Source organism: Arthrobacter sp. KUASC02 (assembly GCF_059739395.1).
Genome location: NZ_AP046053.1, coordinates 3,816,827 through 3,843,772 on the forward strand (window position 1 = coordinate 3,816,827; position 26,946 = coordinate 3,843,772).

Below are 26,946 nucleotides of genomic sequence, written 5' to 3' on the forward strand. Positions count from 1 at the left end.
CACTCGCGATTACGCAGTGTTTGAGGCTTAGCGTGAAGTGGTCAGATAGTTGACAACTCTGCAGGAGAGTCGCAGGTGATCTGGGCATCTACGAACAACGGTCGGCTCCTCCATGGGCCTCCCGTTCCCGCAGTCTGGTCAGTCCAAAATGATCCAGATGGAGAATCCCATGAAGAGAATCCTCGCAACTGCCGGAGTTGCCGGCATTGCGTTAATTGGCGTCACGGCGCCGGCAAATGCCGGCGACAAGGGCGATGACAACGACAAAAAAGTCAGTATTTGCCACGCAACGGGCTCGGAATCGAACCCGTATGCCCACATCACCGTCAGCGAAAACGCGGTCAACGGAAACGGCGGCCATGCTTCGCATGAAGGCGACCTGATTCCGGCGCCGGCGTACGGCTGCCCGGGCGGCAAGGATGATGACGACGACGACTCGGGCCACGGTCCGGACAAGATCACGATCTGCCACGCCACGGGATCCGAGAAGAACCCGTACGTTGTCATCACGATTCCGGAAAAGGCCTGGTGGCACGGCCACAAGGACGGACACAACGGCCGCGCCGACATCTACCCGGTCCCGGCCGGTGGTTGCGTCGCAGATGAAGAGGAAGAGGAAGAGAAGCCGCCGGTCGTTGTACCGCCCGTCGTAGTCCCGCCGGTGGTAACACCTCCGGAAGTGACACCACCGGCAGTGACACCACCAGCAGTGGCTCCGCCGGCACAGGTTCCAACAGGAGCTGCAGCGGCACCGGTCGGGGCGGCTGCAGCGGTACCCGTGGTCAACCGGGGCTTTAACGCCCAGACTGCGGCCGGAAGCCAGCCCGACGCCGGAATGCCGGCCTGGTTCGGCGGCCTGGCAGCGCTCCTCGGGGCGACGGGGCTGATTGCCCTGAGGCAGCGGGGACGCCTGCAGGACGTGCCCGGATCCAAATAGGGCCGATCCTGCGGTGAGGACGGGCATCCGCCATCGCGGTGCGATGCCCGTCCATACCACTCTCCCTGGAGGAGTTCAGATGTCCTTCCCCGGCAACAAGCCCGCAGACAGCCCGCCCCTTGGCAGCCGGACCGCTGTCCCGGAGGCGGGCGAGAGCCAATCCCCCACGGCTATTCCTAGCCCCGCTGCCGGCGAGCGCCAATCCGCCGCAGGCTGGCGGCTCAGCCATCTTGCCCGCAAGCTGCCCTTCCTGAAACGCCTGTCACTTAACCGTGGCGACCGGCTGTTGCTGCTTGCCGGCGTTGCGGCCTTCTTCGCCCTGACGTTCCTGCCGGGCCTCCTCAGCGCCGGGAACTCCTCTGGCGGGACCGGACTCCATCTGGAAGCTGCTCCGTATTCACGGTCCGCCATCCCGGGGAATGCCGTCCCGCCGGATACGTTCGCCTGGAGCGGCAAGGGCTCGGCGGCCCAGGCTGGCAGGAAATCACCGGCTGCGGCGCCCGCGGCACAGCAGCCCACGCCGGCCGTTCCCAACTATCCACCGGCCGCGGCGCCCACCCGGATCGTGTATCCCTCTGCAGGGCTGGACGTCACCATCCATCCGCTCACCCCGGCGCCGGAGGAACTGGAATCCCAGGCGATCGTGCCGCCGATCACTGTGGACGGTTACTGGGTGACTAACTTCGGCATGCCCGGCGCCGGGTCCACCAACAGCACCTACATCCTCGGACACAGCTGGGAGGGCCGCGACGCCCCGTTCAACCGGCTCAGCGCATCGAGTTCCCCGGGGGACATCCTGGAAGTCACCACAGCAACGGGAACCATGCGGTACCGGGTGGATTCGGTGGACACCTACGTGAAGTCAAGCCTGAAGGACAGTCCCATCTGGACCGGTTTTCCCAACCGCCTGGTCCTCATCAGCTGCTACACGGAAGACCCCTGGGGCAAGAACGTGGTGGTGGTCGCGTCCCCGGTCCCGGAACCCTGAGCCCTGAGCCCTGAGCCTGAATCCTGAGCCCTGACGACGACGGCATGGCAACCACATCGCAACGGCGACGGCGGCACTCAGCCGCCGTCGCCGTCGGACGTTAGTGGCTGCTGCTACTCGCTCCGGTGCCGCCCGTGCGTTGCGATGTAGTCCGCCGCCGCCCGCTGCAGCTTCCGCTCCTTGGCAAGCTGCCGCCGCAGGGTGGTGAGCTGCTCGCTGATGCGTGACTGTTCGGCAGCGATCTCACGCTGCTCCGCCGACTGCTCGTGGACGGCCCGCAATGCCTCTGCCAGCTGGAGCTGCTGCTCCGCCAGCAACTGCTGGGTCTGCAGGAGGAGCGGGAAGACGTCGGCAGCTTCAGGCCGCGGGTCCGCCACCATGGTCCGGGAACGCTCCCGGAAGCCTTCCCTGCCTGCCGCCGGGGTGTCGCCGCCGCGGAGGCCGTGCTCGTCGCGAGTAACGTCTCGGTCCAGGCGTGCGGCGTCGGGGAACCGGGATTCCTGGGCGCGCTGCCTGCTCAGGACCTCGATGAACTCCCGGTCCAGGTCCACGATTCCGGGCCCGCCTGCCGTGCCCGGCTCGGCATTGGCAACAGGGGCGTTGGCCTCAGAGGCGTTGGCCTCAGGGGCTTTGCTCCCAGCGGCGTTGGCCGCGGTTGCTGCCGGCACGATGTCCACGGTGCGGCGCAGCGGCTGCTCCTTGATGAACAGGATGGCAACCAGGGCAATGATGCCGATGGCCGCGGAGATCAGGAAGATCTCGGCCGTCGCGTCGCCGTAGGCCGCCCGCATGATGTCCCGGACCGGGGCGGGCATGTCCTGAAGGTCCATGCTGGCACCGGCTGATCCGCCCGTAACAGGAATCCCGGCGGCGGCGAGGCCTTCGGCAGCCAGTTCCTTGACACGGTTGGCCAGGACGGCGCCGAGCACCGACACGCCGATCGCGCCGCCCACCGAGCGGAAGAATGCCACGGAGGCGCTGGCAGTGCCGATGTCCGTGGCGCGGACGGTGTTCTGCACCGCCAGCACGAGGTTCTGCATCAGCAGGCCGAGGCCCAGGCCAAGGACTGCGGTGTAGACGCCGGTGAGCCAGAGTTCGGTGGTGTGGTCGATGGTGCCGGCCAGTCCCAGGCCGCCGATCAACAGGATGGAACCGGCAATCAGGTAGCGCTTCCATTTGCCGGTCCGGCTGATCAGCTGGCCGGACAGTACCGAGCCGATCAGGTTGCCGGCGATCATGGGCAGTGTCAGCAGGCCGGCTTCGGTGGGGGTGGCCCCGCGGGCCACCTGGAAGTACTGGCCCAGGAAGGCGGAGGATCCGAACATGCCGACGCCCACTGCGACGGAGGCCAGGATGGCCAGGGCCGTGGTGCGTTCGCTGATGATCTTGAGCGGGATGATGGGCTGCTCCACCCTGGATTCGACGACGACCAGGAGGGCCAGGAGCAGTACGCCGCCGCCCACCATGGCCGCTGTCTGCCAGGACCACCAGTCGTAGTAGTCCGGGTTGCCGGCGAAGGACACCCAGATCAGGAGCAGGCTGACGCCGGAGGTGAGCAGGATGGACCCGAGCCAGTCGATCTTCGCGTGGCGTTTGACGTGGGGTAGCTTCAGCGTGATCTGCAGCAGTATCAGGGCGATGACGGCCAACGGTACGCAGACGAAGAAGGTCCAGCGCCAGCCGAGCGGACTGTCCACGATGAATCCGCCCAGCAGCGGGCCGCCGGCGGTACCCACGGCCATCACGCCGCCCATGTAACCGGAGTACTTGCCGCGGTCGCGGGGCGGGATGATGGAGCCGATGATGGCCTGCGCCAAAGCCGTCAGGCCGCCCATGGCGACACCCTGGATGACGCGGGCAGTCAAGAGGAGCGGGATCGTTTCGGACAGGCCCGCCATGACGGAACCGGCCACGAAGATCACAATGCTCAGCTGGACGAGCACTTTCTTGTCGAAGAGGTCGGCGAGCTTTCCCCAGATCGGTGTGGTGGCCGCGTTGGCCAGCAGGGCCGCCGTGATGACCCAGGCGAAGTCCGTCTGGGTGCCCTTGAGCTCGGACATGATGGTGGGCAGCGCATTCGCGACGATGGTGCTGCTGATGATGGCGGTAAAGAATGCGGCCAGCAGGCCGGTGAGGGCCTCCATGATCTGGCGGTGGCTCATCGCCGCTTGGGGCGCCGGTGCCGACGGCTGCGATGGTGTTGGTGTCGTGGACAGGGCCCGGGACGGACCGGTGGCTGTAGCGTGGCTGGCCATGTGCAGCTCCTTAAACGGTTGGAATTGTTTCGGTGGATCCGGCCGTCGTTGCCCGGGCTGAGTCCCTGAGGGATTCAGCAAGTTTTTTCAGGATTTTCGCGGTCTCCTCGGCGTCGAACTGGCTCCAGTCCTGCAGGTAGCCCTGAAGCGTTGCCGTGCGCTGCTGTTCTATTTCGTGCAGCTTGCCCTCCCCCGCTTCCGAGAGCGCCACCAGCTGGGCACGCCCGTCCTCAGGATCCGGACGGCGGACCACCAGGCCCTGCTCTTCCAGATCGGCGATATGCCGGCTCAGGACGGGAGCGCTGACGCCGAGCCTGGCGGCAAGCTTCGTGGCCCGGGACTCCCCCTCCCCCACGAACCGCAGGACGCCCTGGAGCGCCACCCCGGTGTCCTGCCCGCGCGTGCTGGAGATGGCGACGCAGCGGACAGCCCGTTGGAGGTCGAAGATCTGGTACACGAGATCGGCTGCGGTTTCTGGTGCGACTGCCATGGCGAATAACCCCTTTGCTTGCCCTAAGCAACTATATCCGAAAATGGTTGCTTTGGGAAACTAACCAGCGAGCGGCCGGTGCGGCCGGGGCAAGCGGCACCTTAAACGCCAAGCGCGAACGTACAGTTGAGGCCCCCGCTTTTGGGGCCTCAACTGTACGTTCGCGCTATGTGGTGGTGCTGGTCTGGTGGTGGTGTTGGTCTGGTGGTGCTGGCTGGGTTGGGGCCTGCTGCTTAGACGCCCATGTGGGTGGGGCCGAACATTTTGAGCAGGGTTTCGACGACGACGACGTTGGGTCCGTCCGCGGCGAAGCCCGCCTTCAGTGCGTCCCCCACGTTTTCCGGGGTTACCCGGACGGCCGGGACGCCGAACGCTTCGGCGAGTTTGACGAAGTCGGGCCGGGCCAGTTCCGTTGCGGTGGCCTTGCCGAAGGCGCCCACCATGTATTCGCGCAGGATGCCGTAACCGCCGTCGTCCACGATCAGCCAGGTGACCGGGACGTTGTGCTGCTTGGCCGTGGCCAGTTCGGAAATGGAGTACATGGCCGAACCGTCACCGGAAACAGCAAGGACGCGGGCTGACCGGCCCGACCTTCCCGTGGTCTCCAGTCCTACGGCCCCGCCGATGGCCGCGGGGAAGCCGAAGCCCAGCCCGCCGGCGCCCTGGGCGGAATGGAACTGCCCCTCGCGGGCGTCCCAGCAGCTCCAGGCCCAGTACGCGGAGATGGTCATGTCCCAGAAGGTCTGCATGTCCGCGGGGACGGCTTCCCGGATGTCGGCCATGAATTTCAGTTCCTTGCCGAGGTCCTGGGACTCCAGCCGGGCCTTGACCTTGGCCAGGGATTCCTTGACCAGCGCCTCCGGTGAGGTGCCGTGCCAGTCGGCCCGTTCCCCGTGCGGTTCGGTCAGCGCGGCGTCCAGCGCAGCGAGGGCCTGTCCGGCGTCGGCACGGATGCCCAGGCCGGGCCGGTTGGACTCCAGGACCCGGGGTTCGGCGTCGATCTGGATGATCCGGCCGCGCGGCTCGAACGTGAAGTAGTTGGACGTGACTTCGCCGAGGGAGGAGCCGATGACAATCAGCACGTCCGCGTCCTCGAGCAGGTCCGTCATGTACCGGTCCTCGATCCAGGACTGCAGCGACAACTCGTGGTTCCACGGGAAGGCGCCGTTGCCGCCGGGAGTGCAGATCACCGGTGCGCGCAGCTTTTCCGCGATGGACAGCAGTGACTTCTCCGCCCGGCCGCGGCGCGTCCCGCCGCCGGCGATGATCGCCGGACGTTCCGCCGTCGACAGCCATTTCACTGCCTCGCGGACCAGTTCCACACGCGGCGGGTTGTCCGCCGCTTCGGCAAGGGCGTCTTCAACCGGCGGGACCATGATGGGGTCCAGGAGCACGTTTTGCGGGATCTCCAGCCAGACAGGTCCCTGCGGGGAGGAAATCGCCTCGGTCCAGGCATCCTGGATGGCCGAGGGGATGCCGGACGCGTGCTGGATCAGGCGCTGGCTCTTGGTGACGTTGGCGGCCGAGGCCTTCTGGTCATCGAGCTGGTGCAGCATGCCCTTGCGGCGTGCGCCCAGGCCGTCCAGCGGAATCTGGCTGGCCACCACCACCATGGGCACACCCGTGGCATAGGCTTCCTGCAGCCCGGCCAGGGACGTCAGCGCACCGGGACCGGTGGACAGGAACAGCACGCCCACTTCTCCCGTGGCGCGGGAGTAGCCGTCGGCCGCGAACGCGGAATTGTTTTCCACGCGGGAGGAGACGAAGTGCAGGTTTCCCCGGCCCATGGCATCAAAAAGGCCCAGCGCGTGCTGGCCCGGGATGCCGAAGACCGTCTTGGCGCCCAGCGCTTCGAGGGTTTCGACGACGAGATCCCCGCCGTTGCGGACGCCGGTGGCGGCCGCCGCGCCCGGATCAAAATCGATCACTTGGAGAACTCCTCGACGGCCGGTCGGATGATTCCGGCGGACTGGGCAGCGGCGGCGAAGCCGGCCTGGTGCCTCTTCTCCTGCCCGAGGGCCTGGGCGGCGTAGCCGTTGGCCGCGCCGAACCTGTTGCCTTCGACGGCGGAGTCCGCCATGAGGGTAACGAGCTCGTAGGCGACATGGCTGGCAGCGACGCCGGTGATTTCTGCGTGGTCGTAGGCCGGCGCCACTTCAACAATGTCCGCGCCGACGAGGTTCATGCCGCGGAAGCCGCGGATGATCTCCAGCAGTTCACGGCTGGTGATGCCGCCGGCCTCCGGCGTGCCCGTACCCGGCGCGTGCGCGGGGTCCAGGACGTCGATGTCCACGGAGATGTAGAGCGGACGGTTGCCGATGCGGTCCCGGACCTTGGCCACCGTCTCCAGGACACCCTGGTAGTAGACATCCGCGGAGGTCACGATGCCGAAGCCGAAGCGGTGGTCGTCGTCGAGGTCCTTCTTGCCGTAGAGCGGACCGCGGGTTCCGATGTGGCTGATGGCTTCGGTGTCCAGGATTCCTTCCTCCACAGCGCGGCGGAACGGGGTGCCGTGGGTGTATTCGGCACCGAAGTAGGTGTCCCAGGTGTCCAGGTGCGCATCGAAGTGCAGCATGGCCACCGGCTCGCCGGCGCGCTCAGCGGCCGCCCGGAGGAGCGGCAGGGCAATGGTGTGGTCCCCGCCAAGGGTGACCAGCTTGCTGCCGCCGGCCGTCAGGTCCAGGGCGTTCTGCTGGATGGTTTCGATGGCCTCGTTGATGTTGAACGGGTTGACGGCCATGTCGCCGGCGTCCGCCACCTGGACATTCTCGAAGGGGCTGACGTCCCATGCGGGGTTGTACGGGCGCAGCAACCGGCTGGCCTCACGGACATGGTTGGCGCCGAAGCGGGCACCGGGGCGGTAGGAGACGCCGGAATCGAAGGGCACTCCCACCACCGTGATGTCCGCCTTGGCCACCTGGTCCAGGCGCGGCAGGCGGGCGTAGGTTGCGGCCCCTGCATAGCGGGGGATGCGGGATGAATCGATGGGGCCAAGGTTGCCGTTGGCCTCGATGCGCAGCTCTTCCAAAGGAACGCCTCTCCTTCGAGGATGGATCGGTAGTGTGACACCCATCATACACGCTAGTTTCCTAGTGTGCATCAAGTGTTTACCAATCCACCGCGCAGGTCAGTCGATCGCGGACACGCCCCGCTCCCCCGTCCGCACCCGGACGGCATCGGAAACGGAGACGGTCCAGATCTTGCCGTCCCCGAACCGGCCGGTGCTGGCACCCGCTTCGATGGCCGCCATGACACCGTCCATGGCATCCTCGGTCACCAGGACTTCCACCCGGACCTTCGGCAGCAGGTCCGAGCTGTATTCGGTTCCGCGGTACACCTCCACATGGCCGCGCTGCTGCCCGTAGCCGCTGGCCTGGCTGACGGTCATGCCACTGACGCCGAACCCTTCCAGGGCGGCCCGGACCGTTTCAACCTTTTCCGGCCGGACGATGGCCGTGATGAGTTTCATGTCCGCACCTTGCCCCGCTCGCCCTGGCTGGCCGCCGGAACACCCGCCGGGAGTTCCGCCGGAATGTCCGCGGCAGGGTCTGCACCACCGGGTGCGGCCTTGGCGTGGTGTTCGCCGGGGTGGAAGGTGCCCCCCACCATGAGGAGCTCGTACGCGGTTTCGGCATGCTCCGTGACGTCAATGCCGTTCCGCTCGCTGGCTTCGGTTACGCGCATGCCCATCGTCTTGTGGATGGCATAACCGATCAGCGTGGTCATGATGGCGCTCCAGGCCGTGACAATCACCGCGGTGAGGAACTGGGGCCAGAACTGCGCCAGGCCTCCGCCATAGAAGAGCCCGCCTTCGGTCTTGGCCGACGGCACGGCGAAGAATCCCAGCGAGAGCGTCCCCCACAGCCCGCCAACAAAGTGGACGGCCACTACGTCAAGGGAGTCGTCGAGGCCGATCCGGAACTTGAGGCCAACCGCGAGCGCACAGAGCACTCCGGCCACCACCCCGATCAGGATGGCGCCGACGGGGTCAACGAAGCCGCAGGCCGGCGTCACGGCAACCAGGCCCGCCACGGCTCCCGAGGCGGCACCGAGGGAGGTGGCGTGGCCGTCCCGAAGCCGCTCGACGAGCAGCCAGCCCAGGAGTGCCGCACTCGTGGCCAGCAGGGTGTTGGTCCAGGCCAGTCCCGCGGTGGCATCGGCGGCGAGTTCAGAGCCCGCATTGAAGCCGAACCAGCCGAACCACAGGAGCCCGGCGCCGAGCATCACGAACGGCAGGTTGTGCGGACGGATGTTGGGATCCTTCATGAATCCAAGGCGCTTTCCAAGCACGACGGCGAGCATCAGCCCCGCGATGCCGGCATTCATGTGCACAACGGTTCCCCCGGCGAAGTCGAGCGCCGAGATTTTGCTGCCCACGATGCCGGTGGCGCCGAAGAGCCCGCCGCCCCAGACCCAGTGCGCGATCGGGGCGTAGACAAGGGTCACCCACAAGGCGGCGAACAGCAGCCACGGCCCGAACCTGACCCGCTCCGCCACAGCTCCGCTGATCAGAGCGACGGTGATGATGGCGAACGTGGCCTGGAAACCGATGAACACCATGTCCGGGAGGCCCGGCGCTTTTCCGCCGATGCTGCTGGTCAGGCCGCTCAGGCCGGGGTTGGCAAAGGGGTCCCCGACGAGTCCGGCCATCGTGTCAGGGCCGAACGCCAGCCCATAGCCCCACAGTGCCCAGACCACGGCAACAACACCCATGGCACCGAAGCTCATCATCATGATGTTCAGGACGGATTTCATCCGCACGAGGCCGCCGTAGAAAAACGCCAGACCGGGAGTCATCAGCAGGACCAAGGCGGACGCCGCCAGCATCCACGCTGTGGCGCCGGGGTCCAGCGCCGTGGGATCCACTGCCATGCCCACGCTGAGTAGGGAGATGTTCATTTTGGGAGCCTTCCTCTGGAAGTGGCGCTCCTGGGCGCCAACTACGGCGAGACCAATCAAAACGAGACCATTCAACACAACGAGACAGCCATTGAGCATCGACAGCTTTTCAGGGCTCCTCAGCCGCTCGTTATCCGACGCTACAACGGCGGTGTTACCGCCAGGGCCGAGCTGTTTTTCCGGCACGTTAAACAGCGGCGCCGGGGATGAATTCCTGGTTTCCGGCAGGTTTCCAAAATGTGACGTACATCTCACCGGCTGGTGATGGCCGTCACGGGTTGCGTAAAGGTTTCGTTAAAGCCGCCGTTCCGCACCCTTTTCCGGGCCTACGCTCCCAACAGGAGCAGCACACCGGGCCCGCACGGCCGCAGGGAACGCTGCGCGAAAGGAAACCGTGACCACGCTGACCAGGCCGCCCGCCGACCCTTCGGACAGGTACAACCGCAAGCCCCACAGCCTGAAGAGCTGGCTGCTGGAGGGCATGCCCGAAGGATCCGGGAAGCGCCAGGGGCCGCACGGCCAGCCGCAGGCGAACCATACGCCCCAGCCCTGGTGGAAGGTCATGTGCCTGACGGGCGTGGACTATTTTTCCACGCTGGGATACCAGCCGGCCATCGCCGCGCTCGCCGCAGGCATGGTCTCGCCGCTGGCCACCGTTGTCCTGGTGGCAGTCACGCTCCTCGGCGCCCTTCCGGTGTATCGCAGGGTGGCTTCGGAAAGCCCGCGCGGCGAAGGCTCCATCGCCATGCTCGAACGGCTCCTGCCGCGCTGGGGCGGCAAACTGTTCGTCCTTGCTCTCCTGGGGTTCGCGGCAACGGACTTCATGATCACCATTACGCTCTCCGCCGCCGATGCCAGCGCGCACGCCATCGAAAACCCGTTTGCGCCGGAGTTCCTCCATGGCCAGGAAGTGGCCATTACGCTGGCGTTGATTGCGGGCCTGGGCATTGTGTTCCTCCGCGGCTTCAAGGAAGCCATCAACGTGGCCGTTGTCCTGGTGGCAGTGTTCCTCCTCCTCAACGCGGTGGTGGTGCTGGTGGGCCTCGCGCATGTGTACAGCGAAGCCCACGTGGTGACGGACTGGTGGACCGCCCTCAACCAGCAGCACGGCAACCCGCTGGTGATGATCGGCATCGCCCTGCTGGTCTTCCCCAAACTCGCCCTGGGACTCTCCGGCTTCGAAACGGGTGTGGCCGTCATGCCGCAGATCCAGGGCAGCCCCGACGACACTGAGGCCAAGCCGGCCGGCCGGATCCGCGGCGCGCACAAACTCCTGACAACGGCCGCCCTGATCATGAGCGCATTCCTCATCGCGTCCAGCTTCATCACCACCTTCCTCATCCCGGCAGCCGAGTTCCAGCCGGGAGGCAAGGCCAACGGCCGGGCCCTGGCATTCCTGGCGCACCAGTACCTGGGCGACGGATTCGGGACCGTGTACGACCTCAGCACGATCGCCATCCTCTGGTTCGCCGGGGCCTCCGCCATGGCCGGCCTGCTCAACCTGGTGCCGCGCTACCTTCCGCGCTTTGGCATGGCGCCGGCATGGACCCGGGCCGTGCGGCCGCTGGTACTGGTGTTCACCGCCGTCGCCTTCCTCATCACGGTGGTGTTCGAGGCCGACGTCGAGGCCCAGGGCGGCGCCTACGCCACCGGCGTCCTGGTGCTGATGACGTCCGCGTCGATCGCCGTCACGTTGTCCGCGCGGCGCAAGCAGCAACGCGGCCGCACGGCCGCTTTCTGCGCGATCGCCGTCGTCTTCCTTTACACCACGGTGGCGAATGTGGTGGAGCGTCCCGACGGCCTGAAGATCGCGGCCCTGTTCATCCTGGGCATTGTGATGGTCAGCTTCGCGTCCCGCGTCCGGCGGTCCTTCGAACTGCGCGCCACGCACATCCGGCTGGACGAACGTGCCCTGGAATTCATGGCCGCCAGCGAAGAGGGGCCCATCCGGCTGATCGCGCACGAGCCCAAACGCCTTAGCGCCGCGCGATACCGGGCCAAGCTGGAGCACGCCGAGCTGGCCAACCACCTTCCCGCGGACAGCGACGCGATCTTCATCGAGATCCTGGTGGACGACAGCTCGGACTTCGAACAGGAGCTCCTGGTCACCGGGAAGATCCGGCACGGCTTCCGCATTCTGGAAGTCCACAGCAACAACGTGCCCAACACGCTGGCGGCCGTCCTGCTGCACCTCCGCGATGTCACCGGCCTGATGCCGCACATCTACTTCCGCTGGACCGAGGGCAACCCGCTCACCAACCTGACGCGTTTCCTGCTCTTCGGCGAGGGTGAGATCGCCCCCGTCACCCGGGAAGTGCTGCGCGAGGCGGAGCCTGACGTCACCCGCCGGCCCTGGGTCCACGTGGGCTGAGGCCCGGCGCGCCCGGCCCGCCTGCCGCGCCTGTCCACGGACCCCGCCTGTCCGCGGACCCCGACTGCCTCGCGAACCCGGCTACGTCAGCGGCTGGCGGCGGGGACCAGCACCCAGAGCACCTCGACGGCGTCGTCGGTGGGATTGATCCAGGTGTGCGGCTCCCGGCCGGGGAACGTGACGGTGTCGCCGGTGCTGAGCTCGTATTCCTCGTTGGTGAGGATCAGCCGGATCCGGCCCTTGATGACATGGAGGACGTCGACGTCGCAGTCCACGGCGTAGAGTTCGGATTCGCCGCGGCCGCGCGGTTCGATCACGGCCTGGATGATCTGGACGCGGCGTTCCGAGCGGGCGGTCAGGAGGCGCTCGATGATGCCTTCGCCGCCCAGCGAAATCCGGGGCCCCTCGTCCTTCTTCGTAAGGTGGGTTTCCGGTGCGGCAAACAGGTCTCCGATCGAGATCGACAGGACCTGGCAGAGGGTCACCAGGGAAGCCACCGACGGTGACGTCAGGTCGCGTTCCACCCTGCTGAGGAATCCCTTGGTGAGGCCCGTCGCGTCTGCAACCTGTTCAATGGTGAGCCGCTGTGACTGGCGGGCAGCGCGGATGCGCGAACCGATGGCAACCGGGATGTTGCTCGGTTCAACTGGTAGAGCCTTCATTTACGAACCTTTCACAGCCGGCCGCACGGCCCCATTGCTGGAGCCATCCTAGCGGGATACCTACCTTGTGACGCCGGAACGGACCATGGTGTCATCCGCTTGACTGTTACCCGGATCACAGCATAACCTTTGAGGCAACAAGTGTTGTCTAATAGGCAATCCCCTAGGTAAACACTACGACAGTCAGCCTGTCATCATCAGGGATCTCCCCCTGCATCCCCGCTCTATAGCAGCGGAATTCCGGCGTGGCCCACGTACTTGCCGCGAATTCCCGCCCTGCTGCCGACTCGCTCCAAGGAGCCCATTAAATGGACGCAAACTTCGTCAACATCGCCATTGTGGTGGTGTACCTGATCGCCATGCTGGCCTTCGGCTGGTGGGGCAAATCCCGCACAAAGAACAACAGCGACTTCCTGGTGGCCGGCCGCAGGCTGGGCCCCTTCCTTTACACCGGAACCATGGCGGCCGTCGTGCTTGGCGGAGCCTCAACGGTGGGCGGCGTGGGCCTCGGCTACAAGTTCGGCATCTCCGGCATGTGGCTCGTGGTGGCCATCGGCGCCGGCGTGCTGCTCCTGAGCCTGCTGTTTGCCGGCACCATCCAGAAACTGAAGATCTACACGGTGTCCCAGATGCTGACGCTTCGTTACGGCAGCCGCGCCACCCAGACATCCGGCATCGTCATGCTGGCCTACACGCTGATGCTGTGCGCCACCTCCACCGGCGCCTACGCCACCATTTTCGTGGTGCTGTTCGGGTGGGACCGGGCCCTGGCCATCGCCATCGGCGGCGCCATCGTCCTGGTGTACTCCACCATCGGCGGCATGTGGTCCATCACGCTCGCCGACCAGGTCCAGTTCGTCATCAAGACGGTGGGAATCTTCTTCCTGATGCTGCCGTTCACGCTCAACGCCGCGGGCGGCCTGGACGGGATCCGCAGCCGCGTGGAGGACAGCTTCTTCCAGATCGACGGCATCGGGATCCAGACCATCATCACCTACTTCGTGGTCTACACCCTGGGCCTGCTGATCGGCCAGGACATCTGGCAGCGCGTGTTCACCGCCAAGACCCCCACCGTTGCACGCTGGGGCGGCGCAACTGCCGGCATCTACTGCATCCTGTACGGCGCGGCCGGCGCCCTGATCGGCCTGGGCGCACGCGTGGCGCTCCCGGAAATCGACGTGGCCACTGCAGGCAAGGACGTTGTCTACGCTGAAGTGGCCCAGAACCTGCTGCCCATCGGCATCGGCGGCCTGGTGCTCGCAGCGGCCGTCGCGGCCATGATGTCCACCGCTTCCGGCGCCCTGATCGCCGCTGCAACAGTTGCCCGCGCCGACGTCCTGCCCTTCGTGGCCAGCTGGTTCGGCAAGGACATCAACACTGACGACACCGACAACCCCGAGCACGACGTCAAGGCCAACCGCATGTGGGTCCTGGGCCTGGGCATCGTGGCCATCCTCATCGCGATCATCACCAAGGACGTCGTGGCGGCCCTGACCATCGCCTACGACATCCTGGTGGGCGGGCTCCTGGTCGCGATCCTCGGCGGCCTCGTCTGGAAGCGGGGCACGGGCGCAGCCGCGGCAGCTTCGATGGCCGTCGGTTCGGTCATCACGCTCGGCACCATGATCTACCTTGAGATCAACGCCGCGGCGCCACTGGACGGCATCTACGCAAACGAGCCCATCTACTACGGCCTCATTGCCTCGGCGCTGGTGTACCTCGTGGTGTCCGTCGCTACCAAGCCCACCGACCCCAAGGTCATGAAGAACTGGCAGGACCGCGTGGCCGGAAACGTCCCCGAAGAAGAACAGGTTCCGGTTCCGGCCAACTAATACGGCCAACCAGTACTGCAGAAAAACGCACGACGGCGGTGCCTCCCGGCGCGGGGAGGCACCGCCGTCGTGCGTTGGGAACGGACGCTACCTATTCGGCTTCCCCGGGCTCACGGAATTCTTCCTCCGCCAACGGCACCACGGGCTTCTCGTCGCCGAGGAAATCCTCCGCGCCCAGGGGAACCAGCCGGTCGGCTTCTTCGAACAGTTCCTCTTCCTCGCTCTCCCCGGCGTCGTCGACGGGAGCGTCCTCGGCAAAGTCGTAGGCGGGATCGGATTCGAGGGTGTCCCGTTCCGGCTGGGTGGGGTGTGATCCGGTGGTGTCCATGGTGCAAACCTCCGTGTCTGGTTGTGCGGCCAGGTGCCGGGCTACGGAAGCACCTGCCCTGGCAATCATCACAACACCGGCATCCGCCGCGGTCAATAGGCGGTCCGTTGCCGGCCTGCGCAACGCCTCCAGTGCCCGCGGCCGGAGGCGCCGGACCGGGCCCGGTTTGAGGTCCGCCTAAACCTGCCGGTGAGGAATACCAGCCGAAAATCCGCGGAAATACGCGGTAGGCTGGAGCTGCAATGGGGCCGATTCATGCCCTATCAAGCCCAGGAGTGTTCGTGTCTCAGCACGCTAAATCTGACCGCAGCCATGCCCTTCCCGCCGACAAGCCGGCAGCAGGCATCCCCGAAACCACCGCAGCAGGAGCCGCAGCAGCCGGACCCGCAGGGACCAGCGCCAGCCCGGCCGACATTAAGCGGTGGCGCCAGTACCTCGCCGACGAACGCGCCGAGGCCCGCGTCTACCGCGACCTCGCCCAGAACCGCCGCGGCGAGGAACGGGACATCCTCCTTGCCCTCGCCGAGGCCGAGGGGCGACACGAAGCCCACTGGCTCCGGCTCCTCGGCGACCACGCCGGGAAGCCGCGGCAGGCGTCTCTGCGCAGCCAGCTCCTGGGATTCCTGGCGCGCCACTTCGGCTCGGTGTTCGTCCTGGCACTGGCCCAGCGCGCGGAGGGCCGCTCCCCGTATGCCTCGGACCCCACGGCGACGCCTGCCATGGTGGCCGACGAACAGATCCACGAGGAAGTTGTCCGCGGACTCGCCACCCGCGGCCGGAACCGGCTGGCCGGTTCCTTCCGGGCCGCCGTGTTCGGAGCCAACGACGGCCTGGTCAGCAACCTTTCCCTGGTGATGGGCATGGCCGCGTCCGGCGTCGGCAGCCAGGTGGTACTCCTGAGCGGCGTGGCGGGCCTCCTTGCCGGCGCCCTGTCCATGGGGGCGGGCGAATTCATTTCCGTCCGTTCCCAGCGGGAACTGCTGGCCGCAACGCGGCCCACCCAGATCACCCTGTCCGCCGCTCCACGGCTGGACATTGAGCACAACGAACTGCTGCTGGTGTACCTGGCCCGCGGGATGTCCCGGGAAGCCGCCGAACACCGCGTCGCTGAACGCATGGGCCTGCTGAGCTGCGACTGCGATCCCAGCCTGTCGCTGCAGCCCGAACTCCCTGAGGCGCAGGACCAGCACGAAGCCGTGGGCACCGCGTGGAGTGCGGCCGCCTCAAGCTTCTGCTTCTTCGCCTCCGGCGCCATCATTCCCATCATTCCCTTCCTTCTCGGCATGACCGGCGTCGCGGCACTGGCGGTTTCGGCGGTCCTTGTGGGCATCGCGCTCCTGGTGACGGGCGGCGTCGTCGGCCTGCTGTCCGGGACGTCGCCCACCAGCCGCGGTTTCCGGCAACTCGCCATCGGCATTGGCGCGGCCGCTGTCACCTACCTCCTCGGGATGGCCTTTGGCGCGGTGGTCGCCTAGTGGAGGGTCCGCGGCCGGAACAACGCCGGCCACGGCATGCCGGCGGGCCGGGCACGGTGGCCCGCATCCTTCGAACAGCGGCGCTCACGGCCGTGATCGCCGCCGCTGCCTTCACGGCTGCCGGCCTGTTCTACGGCGACCCCCGTTTCGTGGGGCTCTTCCAGCTCCGGAACAGCACGGTCCCCAACGGACAGGCGGCCGCCCAGCAGCCCGGAACCGCCGCCGCCGAGGGAGTCAGTTCGGACGCGCCTCCCCCGGGACTGGAAGAAGCGGACTCGCCGCTTCTGGTCGCGGAGGAGCCTCCCGCGCCGAGCGATTCCTTTGAGTTCCTGGCCACGAACGACGACGGCACACCGGTGGGCTATTCGCCATGCCGCCCGCTGCACTATGTTGTCAATGCCGCGCTGGCTCCGGCGGGCGCGGAAAACCTGGTGGAAGATGCCGTCGGCACGATTTCCCGTGCCACAGGGATCAGGTTCATCAACGACGGCCCCTCCACCGAAGCCCCCTCCGAGGACCGGGACCCCTACCAGCCTGAGAGGTACGGCGAGCGATGGGCGCCGCTCCTCATCGCATGGACCACTCCGGAGGCCTCCCCTAAGCTGAAGGGCCAGGTGATCGGCACCGGCGGCAGCACCCACTACAGTTTCGACGGCGGCGCGAAGACCTTCGTCACCGGCAGCCTGGACCTCGACGCCCCGCAAATCACCGGGGAACTCGAGCGGCCGCAAGGCTCCGCGTACGCCACCGCCGTGATCCTGCACGAGCTGTCCCACGTCATGGGGCTCGAACATGTCGATGACCCCCGGCAGCTGATGTACCCGGAGATCGGCACCCCGGACGGGCTTGCCGCGGGCGACCTCAATGGCCTCTACCAGCTGGGCAAGACCACCTGCCGTAAAGACCTGTAAGCCCGCCGCTGCCGGCCGGCCGCTGCTAGCCTGACACGACCTCGAGCGCTTCCTCTACCGTCTCCACCAGGAAGATCCGGCCTGCCATTGCCTTGCCCACGGCCAGGCTTTGCAGCAGCGGCCAGGCGGGATACCGGCGCTGCCAGTGCTCGACGCCCACGAGGACCATGGGCGTGATGGTTTCGGAGGCACCGTAGTAGTTTTCGCAGGCGTCCTGGAAGATTTCCTGCAGGGTGCCGGCGGACCCCGGCAGGAAGATCACACCGCCGTTGCACAGCTCCAGCAGGACCGCCTCCCGGATGGCGTTGGCGAAATACTTGGCGATATGGGTGGCGAAAAAGTTGGGCGGCTCGTGGCCGTAGTACCAGGTGGGAACCCCCAGCGACGGCGTCCCGTCCGGATAGCGTTCGACGACGGCGGCCGCGGTCCGCGCCCACGCCGACACCGAGGGGCGGAACCCGGGTACGGCTTCGAGCTGTGCCAGCGCTGCGTGGAAGTCCGCGTCCGGCAGTTCGCTGAGGTAGGCGCCCATGTTGGCGGCCTCCATGGCACCGGGCCCGCCGCCGGTGGCCACTACCCTGCCGCTTGCGGCAAGGAGCCGGCCAGCTATGGCGGCCTCCTCGAACGCCGGTGTCCCGCGCCTTGCGGTGTGGCCGCCCATCACGCCCACCATCGGGCGGCCGCGGCACAGGTCCGAGCGGGTCAGCTCATCCAGGGCGTCACCGACCGAGTGGTCATGCAGGGCTGCGGCGAGCGTGGCATCCAGCCGGTGCCGCTGGCCGGGCCGGATGCTCCACTGGTAGATCCGGGCGTCCAGTGTTGATTCGTACCGCCCGCCGGCGGGACCGGAGTAGAGCTCCTGCGGCGAATAGAGCTGCCCGCGGTACGGATTGAAGGGCACGCTGGCCAGCTTGGGGAAGATGAGCGCACCCCGGCCGCGGAGCGTGTCCTCCACACCGTCGTCGAACGTGCAGCCGAGGAAGATGGCGCCCTGCGCGTCCATGGCTTGCAGCGGCGCGGAGCGGCCGCGAAGGTCCAGGGACTGGGCGTGCCAGCCCTGCATGCTGCGGACTCCCGCCTTCACCAGCCGGTCGAAGCTGTCCAGGCTTTCAACCTCAAGCGTTCTGGGGCTGGGACTGAGGCTGCGGGCGGCGTTCATGCTGCCAGCCTAGTCCGCAACAAACACACAGGAGTGCCCCCGGTGAAATTCACCGGGGGCACTCCTGTGGGGACATTTTCAGCTGCGGATCAGGAGACCTGCAGGCCGCCGTTGATGTCGTATGTGGCAGCGGTGATGTAGCCGGAATCCTGGCCGAGCAGGAAGGAGATCAGTGCCGCGACTTCCTCACGGCTACCCACGCGCCCCATCATGATGCCCTCGGACATCTGGGCCTTGCGTTCGTCGGACAGGGTACCGCCCATGATGTCGGTGTCGATGGGGCCCGGTGCGATCGCGTTGACGGTGACGCCGAACTCGCCCACTTCCCTGGCCAGCGCACGGGTGAAGCCGATGATTCCGGCCTTCGATGCGCTGTACGCAACCTTGGAGTACGTACCGCCGCCGCGCTGGGCGGAAATTGAGGAGATGCTCACGATGCGTCCGAGCTTGCGTTCGATCATGCCCTTGAGCACGCGCTGGGAGACGATGAAGGTGCCGCGCATGTTGATGGCGAAAACCTTGTCCCATTCCTCCACGGTGGTCTCCATGAACGTCGTCGGCGAGCTGATTCCCGCCAGGTTCGCGAGGGCGACGATCGGCGGCAGGGACTCTTCGATTTCGCTGATGGCACGGTCCACAGAGGCGGCGTCGGAAACGTCGGCGCCGACGCCGATGGCCTTGACGGCACGGTTGGAGCCGATTTCGGCGGCGGCGGCCTTGGCATCCTCCGCGTTGATGTCCAGGATGGCGATGGACCAGCCTTCGCTGGCCATCCGGTCTGCTGCCGCCCGGCCAATGCCGCGGGCTGACGCCGCCCCGGTCAGTACAACGGTGCGTTCAGCGGGAAACGGGGTGATTGTCATGATGTGTCTTTCGTCGGGTGTCAGGTCGATGGTCGGTCGGTCAGGAGCGGGCTTTTGCTGCGTTCACGGCCGCTGCGGCAGCCACTGCGGGATCCAGTGCGGCATCACCTTCAGGCCGCTTCCGGGCGTAGAGGTACGTGGCCACCGCGGTGACGCACAGGCAGAAGGACAGGAACAGCAGGCCGCTCTGGTTGTTGCCCGTGGCGTCCTTGAGCATGCCGACGGCGTAGGGAGCCACGAATCCGCCCAGGTTGCCGAGCGAGTTGACCAGGGCCAGCCCGGACGCAGCTGCTGCGCCGGTGAGCGCCGCGGACGGCATCGACAGGAAGGGGGCGATGGCGCCGTAGATCCCCATTGCTGACGCGGTCAGGGCGATCAGGGCCAGGACAGGGTTGACCGGGAGGAGGTACCCGGCAGCAAGCAGGCCCATGCCGGCAAGGATCATGCTGACGGCGGTGTGCCAGGCGCGCTTTCCGGTCCGGTCCGCACGCTTGCTCCAGAAGTACACAAAGACCGCGGCGATGGCGTAGGGAATGAAGACAATGAATCCCACTTCGGCGGTGGAGAACTTGCCCAGGGCGGCAACAATGGTGGGCATCCAGAGGCCGAGGCCATAGATGCCGCAGACCAGGCCGAAGTACAGGGCCGAGTAGACCAGCGTGCGCTTGTCCTTGAGGCCGGCCAGGAAGTTGTGGTTTCCGCCCTTGGACTTGGCGGCCAGTTCGGCATCCATGGTGGTGGCGAGCCATTCGCGCTCGTCAGTATTGAGCCACTTGGCGTCGCGCGGGCGGTCGGTCATGAGGATCGGGGTCAGCAGGCCCAGCAGGATCGCGGGGATGCCTTCGATGATGTAGAGCCACTGCCAGCCGTGCAGGCCAAGAATTCCCTCCATCTGCAGCAGCAGTCCGGACACCGGAGCGCCGAGTGCGTTGGACACGGGCTGGGCCAGGATGAAGATACCCAGGACGGTGACGCGCTGCGCGGCCGGGAACCACAGCGTCAGGTAGAACAGGATGGCGGGGAAGAACCCGGCCTCGGCCGCACCCAGCAGGAACCGGATGATGTAGTAGGTGCTTTCCCCGTTGACCAGGCACATAGCCGTGGCGAAGATGCCCCAGGTGATCAGGATCCGGGCGAGCCACTTGCGAGCGCCGAAGCGGTACATGCCGGCATTGCTCGGAACCTCCAGCAGGGCGTAGCCGAGGAAGAAGATGCCGGCGCCAAGCCCGTAGGCCGCAGCGCTGAGGCCGATGTCCTCGCTCATGGTGAGTTTGGCGAAGCCCACGTTGTTGCGGTCAAGGTAGGCAACGAAGTAGAGCAGGACGATCAGCGGCATAACGCGGCGGCGGACCTTGCGGAGCGTGCGCTCACCGAGCTCGCCGAGCCCTGCGGACTGCATGGAGAGTGAAGTCATCATCGACCTTCTGTTTGACGGAGGCGGCACCCGGGTACGGGCGGCGCGGTCCGATGGAAATGTGGGGGGAATCCGTCGGGCGACTAGCTAAGTCTGATGTCTGACATCTGACGGAAGAACATGAAAAAGATCATAGAAGCGTGATCTGGGTTACGTCAAGCCCGCGGGGGCTGCGGCGTCAGGGCTGGGAGTGGTGGACGTAGCGTTCGTAGTCGCGGTACGTCTGCTCCATGTGTTCATCCATGGTTCGCCGGGACAGTTCGGCGTCTCCGCTGAGGATGCTGTCCATGACCTTCTGGTGGTACTCGATGGCGTGGAGCTGGATTTCGGGGACGGCGGACGTTTCCCGCCGGGTCATGTAGAGCAACTGTCCCAGCTGGGCGAACAGCGCCCGGACGAAGGGGTTCCCCGAGGCCTTCAGCACCACGTCGTGGAACGCGATGTCAGCTTCGACGAAGCGGTCCAGGTCCCCGGCCTCATGGAAGCGCTTCATGTCCGCGATGCACCCGCGCATCTGTTCTGCATGCTCGGGAGTATGCCGCCTGGCGGCCAGGGAAGCGGCACCGGTTTCCACCATGCGCCGCATTTCGATCAGCCCCACGGAAACCTGGTCCGCACCGTTTCCATGCGAGGCGGCCTTGAAGATCGCGTCCAGCCCGGTCCAGTTGTCCGAGGGATTGACGAATGTTCCGCGGCCGGCCTTGACGTAGAGGATGTTCTGCGCCCTCAGGGCCTTAAGGGCCTCGCGGACGGTCAGCCTGCTGACGTCGTAGGCCTTCGCAATGTCAGCTTCCGGAGGGATGGCATCGTGCGGCTTCAGCTTGCCGTCGAGGATGTCATCGAGCAGGCCGTCGACGAGGTCGTCAACGAGTGTCCTGCGGCCCATCCTGGCTCCTGCCCTCGGTTTTGTCCCGCGGTTCGGGTCCCTTCAACATTACTGTCGGATGCGGTCCTGATCAGCATCATGGCCGGAACCGGCGACATACTGGTCCAGCTTCGCCAAGGTTGCCTCCAGGTTGGCGGGGTGGCGGCGCAGGTAGCCGGCCAGCCGGAGGAACAGCTTTCCGCGGACGTTCCGCGCATCCCATTGCTCGGTGACCAGCGTGCCCGGAGTGCCGGCGGCGTTGGTGGAGGGCTCAAGCACATAGCGCCACACATGCCCGAAGAAATGCCGCCAGGCAATGCGTTTGCCTTCCTCGAACTCACAGACGGTGTTGAGGATCTTGTAGTCCACCATCACGTTCATCTCCATGCCGAACCTGGCCCCGGCGGACAGCCGCTCCGGACCGCGAGGCTGCGCCGCCTTCACCGTGTCCGACCCGTCGATCACGCTGTGCAGCGCGGGCGTTGCCAGCACTTCGAAAATGGCCTCGGGTGAGGCCGCGACGAAGCGCTGGCGGGACACAAGGTATCTGTTGTTCATCCGGCAAGCCTAACCGTTCCAGGCTGTTGCAGAATGAGTCATGCGCACTCCTCCCCCGCCCCCGCCCGGCCGTCCCCGGATCGGAATCCCGGTCCGCCTGAGCAATTCCCGGGACGCCGACCCGCGGGTCGGGGAGGCCAACGAGCTGTTCGCTTACATCGTGGATCTGGTCCGTGACGGCGGCGGGGAGCCTGTGCTGCTCACCCCCGATTCCGACGGCGGCGGGCTGGCCGAACAGCTCAAGGAGCTGGACGGCGTCGTACTTCCCGGCGGCGGGGACCTGGACCCGCGACTTTACGGGGAAGAGCCGGGCGCCGCCTGCTATGACGTCAACGTCGCACAGGACGCGCTGGATGTGGCGGTGGCGCGGGGAACCATCGATGCCGGCCTGCCCCTGCTCGGGATCTGCCGCGGCCACCAGCTCCTCAACGTCCTCTACGGCGGCACCCTGGTGCAGGACATGGCGGACGGTCCCGTAACGCACCACGAGCCGGCGGCGGGTGACGCGGCGGTTGGCGGCGGTGAAGGCGGCGGCGCGGGAGCGTGGGCCTGGCACGACGTTGACATTATTCCCGGGTCCAAGGTGGGACGCCTCTACGCATCGCAAGGCACGGCGCACGGCCTGACGGTCAGGATCGCCTCCGGCCACCACCAGGCCGTGGCGCGGGTGGCCGACGGGCTGATCGTCACGGCGGTCGCCGGCGACGGCACCGTGGAAGCATTGGAGGATCCCGCCCGCTGGGTGGCATCCGTTCAGTGGCACCCCGAAGTGCTGGAACTCCCGGCCGAGGAACGTGTTGCACCCTTCCGGGCATTCGTGGATGCCTGCTATTATCGTCAAAACGGCAGTATGTCCTATCAAGAGAACATAGGCTGACATACGCGGCACCCGGGCACCCTCGGAGGCCGCGGAGCACAAGGGAGCGCTCAGTGGCGAATCAACTTAATCTCAGCATCGACCGCTCTTCGCCGGTGCCCCTCTACCATCAGGTGGTTCAGGGCATCGAGGCCGCCATCCACACCGGACTCCTCCCGCCGGGCAGCCGGCTGGACAACGAGATCGACCTCGCCGCCCAGCTCAACCTGTCCCGGCCCACCATGCGCAAGGCCATGGACGAGCTGGTGCGTTCCGGGCTCCTGGTGCGCAAGCGCGGGGTGGGAACACAGGTGGTTTCCAGCCAGGTCCGGCGGCCGCTGGAACTCTCCAGCCTCTACGACGACCTCACCAACAACGGGAGCAAGCCCACCACCGAGGTGCTCAGCTTCTCCCACATCGAGGCCGACGCCGCCACACGCACAGCCCTGCAGCTCCCGGCCGGCGCGAAGGTCTACCACTTCACGCGCCTGCGCAAAGTGGGCGGCAAGCCGCTGGCCCTGATGGAAAACTGGGTCCGAGACGACATCACCACCATCGATGAAGCCCAGCTCGCCGCCCAGGGCCTGTACGCGATCCTGCGCAACGGCGGAGTGAACTTCCGCCTGGCCTCGCAGCGCATCGGCGCCATGGTGGCGAACGACTACCAGGCACCGCTGCTGGATACCGAACCCGGGCTGGCCTTGGTCACCATGGAACGCACGGCCGTGGACGATACGGGGCGCATGGTGGAAACCGGGCACCACGTCTACCGGGCAGACTCGTACAGCTTTGAAATGACCCTTGTCCAGCGATAGGCGCCAGCGCTAACCGCTGCGGCAGCAAGCACTTAAACGAAAGAACAAAATCTATGGCCAACTGGGTATATCCGCTGGGTTCCGCCGCCGACGGCAAGTGGGACGTCTCCCTGGGAACCTCCGATTCCGCCCTTGAGGTGGACGGCTGGGCCCACACCGGAATCAAAGTCGCGACGCTGGCACCAGGTGCCGCCGTCGAACTCCCCGCTGCCGGCGAGGAGCGCATCGTGGTTCCGCTCAGCGGATCCTTCACCGCCACCGTCGACGGCCAGGACTACCGGCTGGCCGGCAGGGCGAGCGTCTTCCACGGTCCCAGCGACGTCCTGTACACGGGCACAGACACGGCAGTCACCATCAGCTCGGAGGCCGGCGGCAGGGTTGCCGTGGCCACGGCACCGGCAAAGGCCTCCTACCCCACCCGCCTCGTCACAGCCTCCGAGACGCCAGTGGAGCTGCGGGGCGCCGGCAACTGCTCCCGCCAGGTGCACAACTTCGGCACCCCCGCCGCACTGGAGGCCGACCGCTTTATCGTCTGCGAAGTTCTCACTCCCGCGGGTAACTGGTCCTCCTATCCCCCGCACAAGCACGACGAGGAAAAGGACGGCGAGACCAACCTCGAGGAAATCTATTACTTCGAGACCCGTGTGGCGCCGGACGGACCGGCCGCCGCCGGCTCAGGCGTGCAGGGCGACGCGATCGGCTACCAGCGCGTGTACGCCTCCGACGAACGACCCATCGACGTCTCGGCGGAGGTCCGCACGGGCGACGTCGTCCTGGTTCCCTACGGCTGGCACGGGCCCGCGATGGCCGCCCCGGGGTACGACCTGTACTACCTGAACGTGATGGCCGGCCCCGGCCCGGTCCGGGAATGGCTCATCAGCGACGACCCCCACCACGGCTGGATTCGCCAGACCTGGGACGGCCAGGACGTGGACCCGCGGCTTCCCTTCGGCGCCTAGGTTCCGGCAAAACTACTGATGCCCCCACCGCGTGCGGTGGGGGCATCAGTTGTCTGGCGCGGCCTGTTGGCGCAGCCGGCACGGCTCAGCTGGCGACTTTCTGCGCCACGCGGACCGGGACGCCCGTTGCCAGCGACTCCTGGGCGGCGTCGGCCACTCGTGAGGCCGCGACGGCGTCTTCCGGGGTGCACGGGTTCTCCCGGCGGCCCAGAATCAGCTCCACGAAGGCTTCCATCTCGGACCGGTATGCCTGGTCGAAGCGTTCGGCGAAGGTCTTGTGCGGCTCGCCCGCCGGGAAACCGACGCCGGGTTCGGCCGAGGCGATCGCGGTCTTGTCGTCCAGCCCCACCATCAGCGAACGGCGCGAACCCTGGATTTCGAGGCGGACGTCATGGCCTGCCCCGTTGTACCGGGTGGCAGAGACGGTCCCCACCGTGCCGTCGTCGAACGTCACCAGCGCGAGGGCGGTGTCCACGTCCCCCACCTCCCCGATGGCGGGGTCGCCGTTGTTCGATCCCCTGGCATACACCTCGACGATTTCGCGGCCGGTCAGCCAGCGCAGGATGTCGAAATCGTGGACCGAGCAGTCCCGGAAGAGGCCGCCGGAGCTGGCCAGGAACTCCACCGGCGGGGGTGCCATATCGCAGGTGACGGCGCGCAGCGAATGGATCCAGCCCAGCTCACCGGCCTGGTAGGCGCGCCGCGCCTCCAGGTAGCCGGCGTCGAAGCGGCGCTGGTGGCCGATCTGGACCACGCCGTTGTTGTCGCGGATGTAGTCGAGTACCGGTACGGCATCCGCCACGTTCAATGCCACCGGTTTCTCGCAGAAGACCGGGATCCCGGCATCCACGCCCGCCTTGATCAGCTCAGGGTGCGTGGCCGTTCCCGTGGCAATGACCAGGCCGTCCAGCCCGGAGGACAAAAGCGCTTCCACCGAGGGCAGGAACTCGGCGCCCAGCCCTGCTGCAACGGTCCGCGCGTGGTCTTCGGCCACGTCGGTGAGCCGGAGCCTCACGTTGATGCCGCCCGGATTGAGGACGCCGTTCAGCGCGGCGATGTTGTTGGCGTGCATAACGCCGATCCGGCCCACTCCGACCAGGCCAAGAATGACGTCCTTCATGATTTCTCCCCTGCATATGCGACGGTTGATGCTGCCGGAGCCGGCACGGGCGCCGGGGCGCCGTGTTTGACCGATTCGATGCAGGCCAGCGCCATCGCCAGCGCACGCCTCGCGTCCGATGCACCGGGTGTGAGGGTGACGTCGGACGACGACGGCGGCAGGCCGTCGCGCCTGGCACGCACCGCAGCAGCGAAGTCAGCTAGTTCATCCGTGTAGGCCTGCCGGAACAGTTCAACGTTGAGCCGCGGCGTGTCGGCGGACATTCCCTCGGACGTGAAGCGGCGGGCCGCCGTTTCCGTGGCACGGCCGGCCTGCACCATCCCCTTTGAGCCGAAGACCTCGCCGCGGATGTCGTACCCGTACAGTGCGCTGAAGTTTGCCTCAGCCACGGCGATGGCGCCGTTGCTGTAGCGGATGGTCACAACGGCTGTATCCAGGAAGCCCTGGTCCCGCAGCCCTGGCTCCACGAGGGCGTCGGCAACGGCGTAGACCTCCACGGGCTCGGCGCCTTCGTTGAACCAGTTGAGCGTGTCGAAATCGTGGATGAGGGTTTCAAGGAAAATGGTCCAGGCCGGGACCCTGGCTGCGTTCGGGATGCTTCCGTTCCCGGGATCCCTGGTCAGCGACCGCAGGAGCTGCGGTGTTCCGGCCACGCCGGCGGAAAGGTCCTTCTTGGCGGCCAGGAAATCCTCCGCGTACCGGCGGTTGAAACCGACCTGGAAGTGGACCCCCGATGCTTGCACCGCGGCGAGGGCGGCGTCCAGCTCCTCAAGCCCCTGGCCGGCGGGCTTCTCGCAGAACACGTGCTTGCCGGCGGCGGCTGCCTGGGCGATGAGGGAGGAATGGAAACGCGCCGGGCTCGCGATGATCACTGCGTCAATCTCGGGATCCGCCAGGATGTCCTCGGCGTTGGGGGTGACCTTGGCGGCGCCCAGGGACCGGGCCAGGGCTTCCGCGGATTCCACGTTGGGGTCGGCGATGGCCGCAAGGACGGCGCCCGGAACGCGGCGGGCGATGCTGTCGGCGTGGAATGCCCCCATCCAGCCCGAGCCGATGAGTCCGATCCGCACCGGCGCCGGGACTCCGGCAGAGTGTTGAGTGATGTAGGCCAAGTGGCCGGTCCTTTCAATTGGTCCGAAGATGCTTCTGCCCGGCTGCTGCCTGGCCATTGCATGGCTGAGCAGGGCCG

Annotated in this window: 24 protein-coding genes; 9 read left to right on the forward strand and 15 right to left on the reverse strand. The window is 66.8% G+C overall.

Features of this window, described 5'->3' with window-relative positions; all coding sequences use genetic code 11:
• Window positions 1–169: 169 nt before the first annotated feature.
• Both AC6JAC_RS17525 and AC6JAC_RS17530 read left to right on the forward strand, forming a co-directional pair.
• The gene (locus AC6JAC_RS17525) at window positions 170–937 is read left to right on the forward strand and encodes a hypothetical protein (protein ID WP_051629008.1); all 768 of its coding nucleotides are present in this window, start codon (window positions 170–172) and stop codon (window positions 935–937) included.
• 79 nt (window positions 938–1,016) lie between these two features.
• A complete protein-coding gene (locus AC6JAC_RS17530) occupies window positions 1,017–1,925 on the forward strand; it encodes a class F sortase (protein WP_081818962.1) in 909 nt (302 codons plus the stop codon).
• 113 nt (window positions 1,926–2,038) lie between these two features.
• Here the strand turns inward: AC6JAC_RS17530 and AC6JAC_RS17535 are convergent, their stop codons facing one another.
• From AC6JAC_RS17535 to AC6JAC_RS17560, 6 genes are all read right to left on the reverse strand, one after another.
• The gene (locus AC6JAC_RS17535; RefSeq protein WP_231511325.1) at window positions 2,039–4,087 is read right to left on the reverse strand and encodes an MFS transporter; all 2,049 of its coding nucleotides are present in this window, start codon (window positions 4,085–4,087) and stop codon (window positions 2,039–2,041) included.
• A gap of 103 nt (window positions 4,088–4,190) precedes the next feature.
• On the reverse strand, window positions 4,191–4,670 hold the full coding sequence (locus AC6JAC_RS17540) for a MarR family winged helix-turn-helix transcriptional regulator (RefSeq protein WP_028272069.1): 480 nt from the start codon (window positions 4,668–4,670) through the stop codon (window positions 4,191–4,193).
• 233 nt (window positions 4,671–4,903) lie between these two features.
• Window positions 4,904–6,598 (reverse strand): thiamine pyrophosphate-binding protein, encoded by a 1,695-nt coding sequence (locus tag AC6JAC_RS17545; protein ID WP_497965776.1) that lies wholly within the window; start codon window positions 6,596–6,598, stop codon window positions 4,904–4,906.
• A complete protein-coding gene (gene speB / locus AC6JAC_RS17550) occupies window positions 6,595–7,698 on the reverse strand; it encodes an agmatinase (protein ID WP_043439174.1) in 1,104 nt (367 codons plus the stop codon). The genes AC6JAC_RS17545 and speB overlap by 4 nt, the downstream gene beginning before the upstream one ends.
• Window positions 7,699–7,797: 99 nt before the next feature.
• Window positions 7,798–8,139: a P-II family nitrogen regulator gene (locus AC6JAC_RS17555; RefSeq protein ID WP_028272067.1), complete on the reverse strand. Its 342-nt coding sequence runs from the start codon at window positions 8,137–8,139 to the stop codon at window positions 7,798–7,800.
• Window positions 8,136–9,569, reverse strand: coding sequence for an ammonium transporter (locus tag AC6JAC_RS17560; protein ID WP_497965778.1), 1,434 nt, complete (start codon window positions 9,567–9,569; stop codon window positions 8,136–8,138). The genes AC6JAC_RS17555 and AC6JAC_RS17560 overlap by 4 nt, the downstream gene beginning before the upstream one ends.
• 394 nt (window positions 9,570–9,963) lie before the next feature.
• On the opposite strand from AC6JAC_RS17560, the gene AC6JAC_RS17565 reads away from it, so the two are divergent.
• Complete coding sequence (locus AC6JAC_RS17565; RefSeq protein ID WP_028272065.1) at window positions 9,964–11,940, forward strand: APC family permease; 1,977 nt, start codon at window positions 9,964–9,966, stop codon at window positions 11,938–11,940.
• 86 nt (window positions 11,941–12,026) lie between these two features.
• On the opposite strand, the gene AC6JAC_RS17570 is transcribed toward AC6JAC_RS17565, so the two are convergent.
• Window positions 12,027–12,602 (reverse strand): helix-turn-helix domain-containing protein, encoded by a 576-nt coding sequence (locus AC6JAC_RS17570; RefSeq protein WP_028272064.1) that lies wholly within the window; start codon window positions 12,600–12,602, stop codon window positions 12,027–12,029.
• 308 nt (window positions 12,603–12,910) lie between these two features.
• Here AC6JAC_RS17570 and AC6JAC_RS17575 point away from each other — a divergent pair, with 308 nt between their 5' ends.
• Complete coding sequence (locus AC6JAC_RS17575) at window positions 12,911–14,434, forward strand: sodium:solute symporter family protein (RefSeq protein WP_028272063.1); 1,524 nt, start codon at window positions 12,911–12,913, stop codon at window positions 14,432–14,434.
• A 91-nt stretch (window positions 14,435–14,525) separates the two neighbouring features.
• Here AC6JAC_RS17575 and AC6JAC_RS17580 read toward each other — a convergent pair whose 3' ends face one another.
• Window positions 14,526–14,762, reverse strand: a complete 237-nt coding sequence (locus AC6JAC_RS17580) for a hypothetical protein (protein WP_028272062.1) — start codon at window positions 14,760–14,762, stop codon at window positions 14,526–14,528.
• Window positions 14,763–15,043: 281 nt separating this feature from the next.
• Here AC6JAC_RS17580 and AC6JAC_RS17585 point away from each other — a divergent pair, with 281 nt between their 5' ends.
• Entirely contained in the window at window positions 15,044–16,237 is a 1,194-nt protein-coding gene (locus AC6JAC_RS17585) for a VIT1/CCC1 transporter family protein (RefSeq protein WP_028272061.1), read from the forward strand.
• A 56-nt stretch (window positions 16,238–16,293) separates the two neighbouring features.
• Window positions 16,294–17,148, forward strand: coding sequence for a matrixin family metalloprotease (locus AC6JAC_RS17590; RefSeq protein WP_043439172.1), 855 nt, complete (start codon window positions 16,294–16,296; stop codon window positions 17,146–17,148).
• Between the two features lie 25 nt (window positions 17,149–17,173).
• Here AC6JAC_RS17590 and AC6JAC_RS17595 read toward each other — a convergent pair whose 3' ends face one another.
• From AC6JAC_RS17595 to AC6JAC_RS17615, 5 genes are all read right to left on the reverse strand, one after another.
• The gene (locus AC6JAC_RS17595; protein WP_497965782.1) at window positions 17,174–18,307 is read right to left on the reverse strand and encodes an LOG family protein; all 1,134 of its coding nucleotides are present in this window, start codon (window positions 18,305–18,307) and stop codon (window positions 17,174–17,176) included.
• An 89-nt stretch (window positions 18,308–18,396) separates the two neighbouring features.
• Window positions 18,397–19,170, reverse strand: coding sequence for an SDR family NAD(P)-dependent oxidoreductase (locus AC6JAC_RS17600; protein ID WP_028272058.1), 774 nt, complete (start codon window positions 19,168–19,170; stop codon window positions 18,397–18,399).
• Window positions 19,171–19,210: 40 nt separating this feature from the next.
• Complete coding sequence (locus AC6JAC_RS17605; protein WP_028272057.1) at window positions 19,211–20,587, reverse strand: MFS transporter; 1,377 nt, start codon at window positions 20,585–20,587, stop codon at window positions 19,211–19,213.
• A 175-nt stretch (window positions 20,588–20,762) separates the two neighbouring features.
• On the reverse strand, window positions 20,763–21,470 hold the full coding sequence (locus AC6JAC_RS17610; protein WP_028272056.1) for a FadR/GntR family transcriptional regulator: 708 nt from the start codon (window positions 21,468–21,470) through the stop codon (window positions 20,763–20,765).
• Window positions 21,471–21,518: 48 nt separating this feature from the next.
• Window positions 21,519–22,007, reverse strand: a complete 489-nt coding sequence (locus AC6JAC_RS17615) for an SRPBCC family protein (RefSeq protein WP_497965784.1) — start codon at window positions 22,005–22,007, stop codon at window positions 21,519–21,521.
• Window positions 22,008–22,047: 40 nt separating this feature from the next.
• On the opposite strand from AC6JAC_RS17615, the gene AC6JAC_RS17620 reads away from it, so the two are divergent.
• From AC6JAC_RS17620 to iolB, 3 genes are read left to right on the forward strand one after another with little or no spacing between them, the layout of a single operon-like run.
• On the forward strand, window positions 22,048–22,884 hold the full coding sequence (locus AC6JAC_RS17620) for a gamma-glutamyl-gamma-aminobutyrate hydrolase family protein (RefSeq protein ID WP_497965786.1): 837 nt from the start codon (window positions 22,048–22,050) through the stop codon (window positions 22,882–22,884).
• Window positions 22,885–22,937: 53 nt separating this feature from the next.
• Window positions 22,938–23,678: a GntR family transcriptional regulator gene (locus AC6JAC_RS17625; RefSeq protein WP_028272054.1), complete on the forward strand. Its 741-nt coding sequence runs from the start codon at window positions 22,938–22,940 to the stop codon at window positions 23,676–23,678.
• Window positions 23,679–23,731: 53 nt separating this feature from the next.
• Window positions 23,732–24,637: a 5-deoxy-glucuronate isomerase gene (gene iolB / locus AC6JAC_RS17630; protein ID WP_497965788.1), complete on the forward strand. Its 906-nt coding sequence runs from the start codon at window positions 23,732–23,734 to the stop codon at window positions 24,635–24,637.
• 85 nt (window positions 24,638–24,722) lie between these two features.
• Here iolB and AC6JAC_RS17635 read toward each other — a convergent pair whose 3' ends face one another.
• Both AC6JAC_RS17635 and AC6JAC_RS17640 read right to left on the reverse strand, forming a co-directional pair.
• Window positions 24,723–25,757, reverse strand: a complete 1,035-nt coding sequence (locus AC6JAC_RS17635; protein ID WP_347899362.1) for a Gfo/Idh/MocA family oxidoreductase — start codon at window positions 25,755–25,757, stop codon at window positions 24,723–24,725.
• Window positions 25,754–26,869: a Gfo/Idh/MocA family oxidoreductase gene (locus AC6JAC_RS17640; protein ID WP_028272051.1), complete on the reverse strand. Its 1,116-nt coding sequence runs from the start codon at window positions 26,867–26,869 to the stop codon at window positions 25,754–25,756. The genes AC6JAC_RS17635 and AC6JAC_RS17640 overlap by 4 nt, the downstream gene beginning before the upstream one ends.
• Window positions 26,870–26,946 lie beyond the last annotated feature (77 nt).

Coding starts and splice junctions, on each gene's coding strand:
- AC6JAC_RS17635 (WP_347899362.1), bottom strand. CDS start 25,757: ATGAAGGACGTCATTCTTGGCCTGGTCGGAGTGGGCCGGATCGGCGTT.
- AC6JAC_RS17580 (WP_028272062.1), bottom strand. CDS start 14,762: ATGGACACCACCGGATCACACCCCACCCAGCCGGAACGGGACACCCTC.
- AC6JAC_RS17620 (WP_497965786.1), top strand. CDS start 22,048: ATGCGCACTCCTCCCCCGCCCCCGCCCGGCCGTCCCCGGATCGGAATC.
- AC6JAC_RS17530 (WP_081818962.1), top strand. CDS start 1,017: ATGTCCTTCCCCGGCAACAAGCCCGCAGACAGCCCGCCCCTTGGCAGC.
- AC6JAC_RS17610 (WP_028272056.1), bottom strand. CDS start 21,470: ATGGGCCGCAGGACACTCGTTGACGACCTCGTCGACGGCCTGCTCGAT.
- AC6JAC_RS17560 (WP_497965778.1), bottom strand. CDS start 9,569: ATGAACATCTCCCTACTCAGCGTGGGCATGGCAGTGGATCCCACGGCG.
- AC6JAC_RS17575 (WP_028272063.1), top strand. CDS start 12,911: ATGGACGCAAACTTCGTCAACATCGCCATTGTGGTGGTGTACCTGATC.
- iolB (WP_497965788.1), top strand. CDS start 23,732: ATGGCCAACTGGGTATATCCGCTGGGTTCCGCCGCCGACGGCAAGTGG.
- AC6JAC_RS17525 (WP_051629008.1), top strand. CDS start 170: ATGAAGAGAATCCTCGCAACTGCCGGAGTTGCCGGCATTGCGTTAATT.
- AC6JAC_RS17600 (WP_028272058.1), bottom strand. CDS start 19,170: ATGACAATCACCCCGTTTCCCGCTGAACGCACCGTTGTACTGACCGGG.
- AC6JAC_RS17615 (WP_497965784.1), bottom strand. CDS start 22,007: ATGAACAACAGATACCTTGTGTCCCGCCAGCGCTTCGTCGCGGCCTCA.
- AC6JAC_RS17595 (WP_497965782.1), bottom strand. CDS start 18,307: ATGAACGCCGCCCGCAGCCTCAGTCCCAGCCCCAGAACGCTTGAGGTT.
- AC6JAC_RS17570 (WP_028272064.1), bottom strand. CDS start 12,602: ATGAAGGCTCTACCAGTTGAACCGAGCAACATCCCGGTTGCCATCGGT.
- AC6JAC_RS17555 (WP_028272067.1), bottom strand. CDS start 8,139: ATGAAACTCATCACGGCCATCGTCCGGCCGGAAAAGGTTGAAACGGTC.
- AC6JAC_RS17540 (WP_028272069.1), bottom strand. CDS start 4,670: ATGGCAGTCGCACCAGAAACCGCAGCCGATCTCGTGTACCAGATCTTC.
- AC6JAC_RS17535 (WP_231511325.1), bottom strand. CDS start 4,087: ATGAGCCACCGCCAGATCATGGAGGCCCTCACCGGCCTGCTGGCCGCA.
- AC6JAC_RS17605 (WP_028272057.1), bottom strand. CDS start 20,587: ATGATGACTTCACTCTCCATGCAGTCCGCAGGGCTCGGCGAGCTCGGT.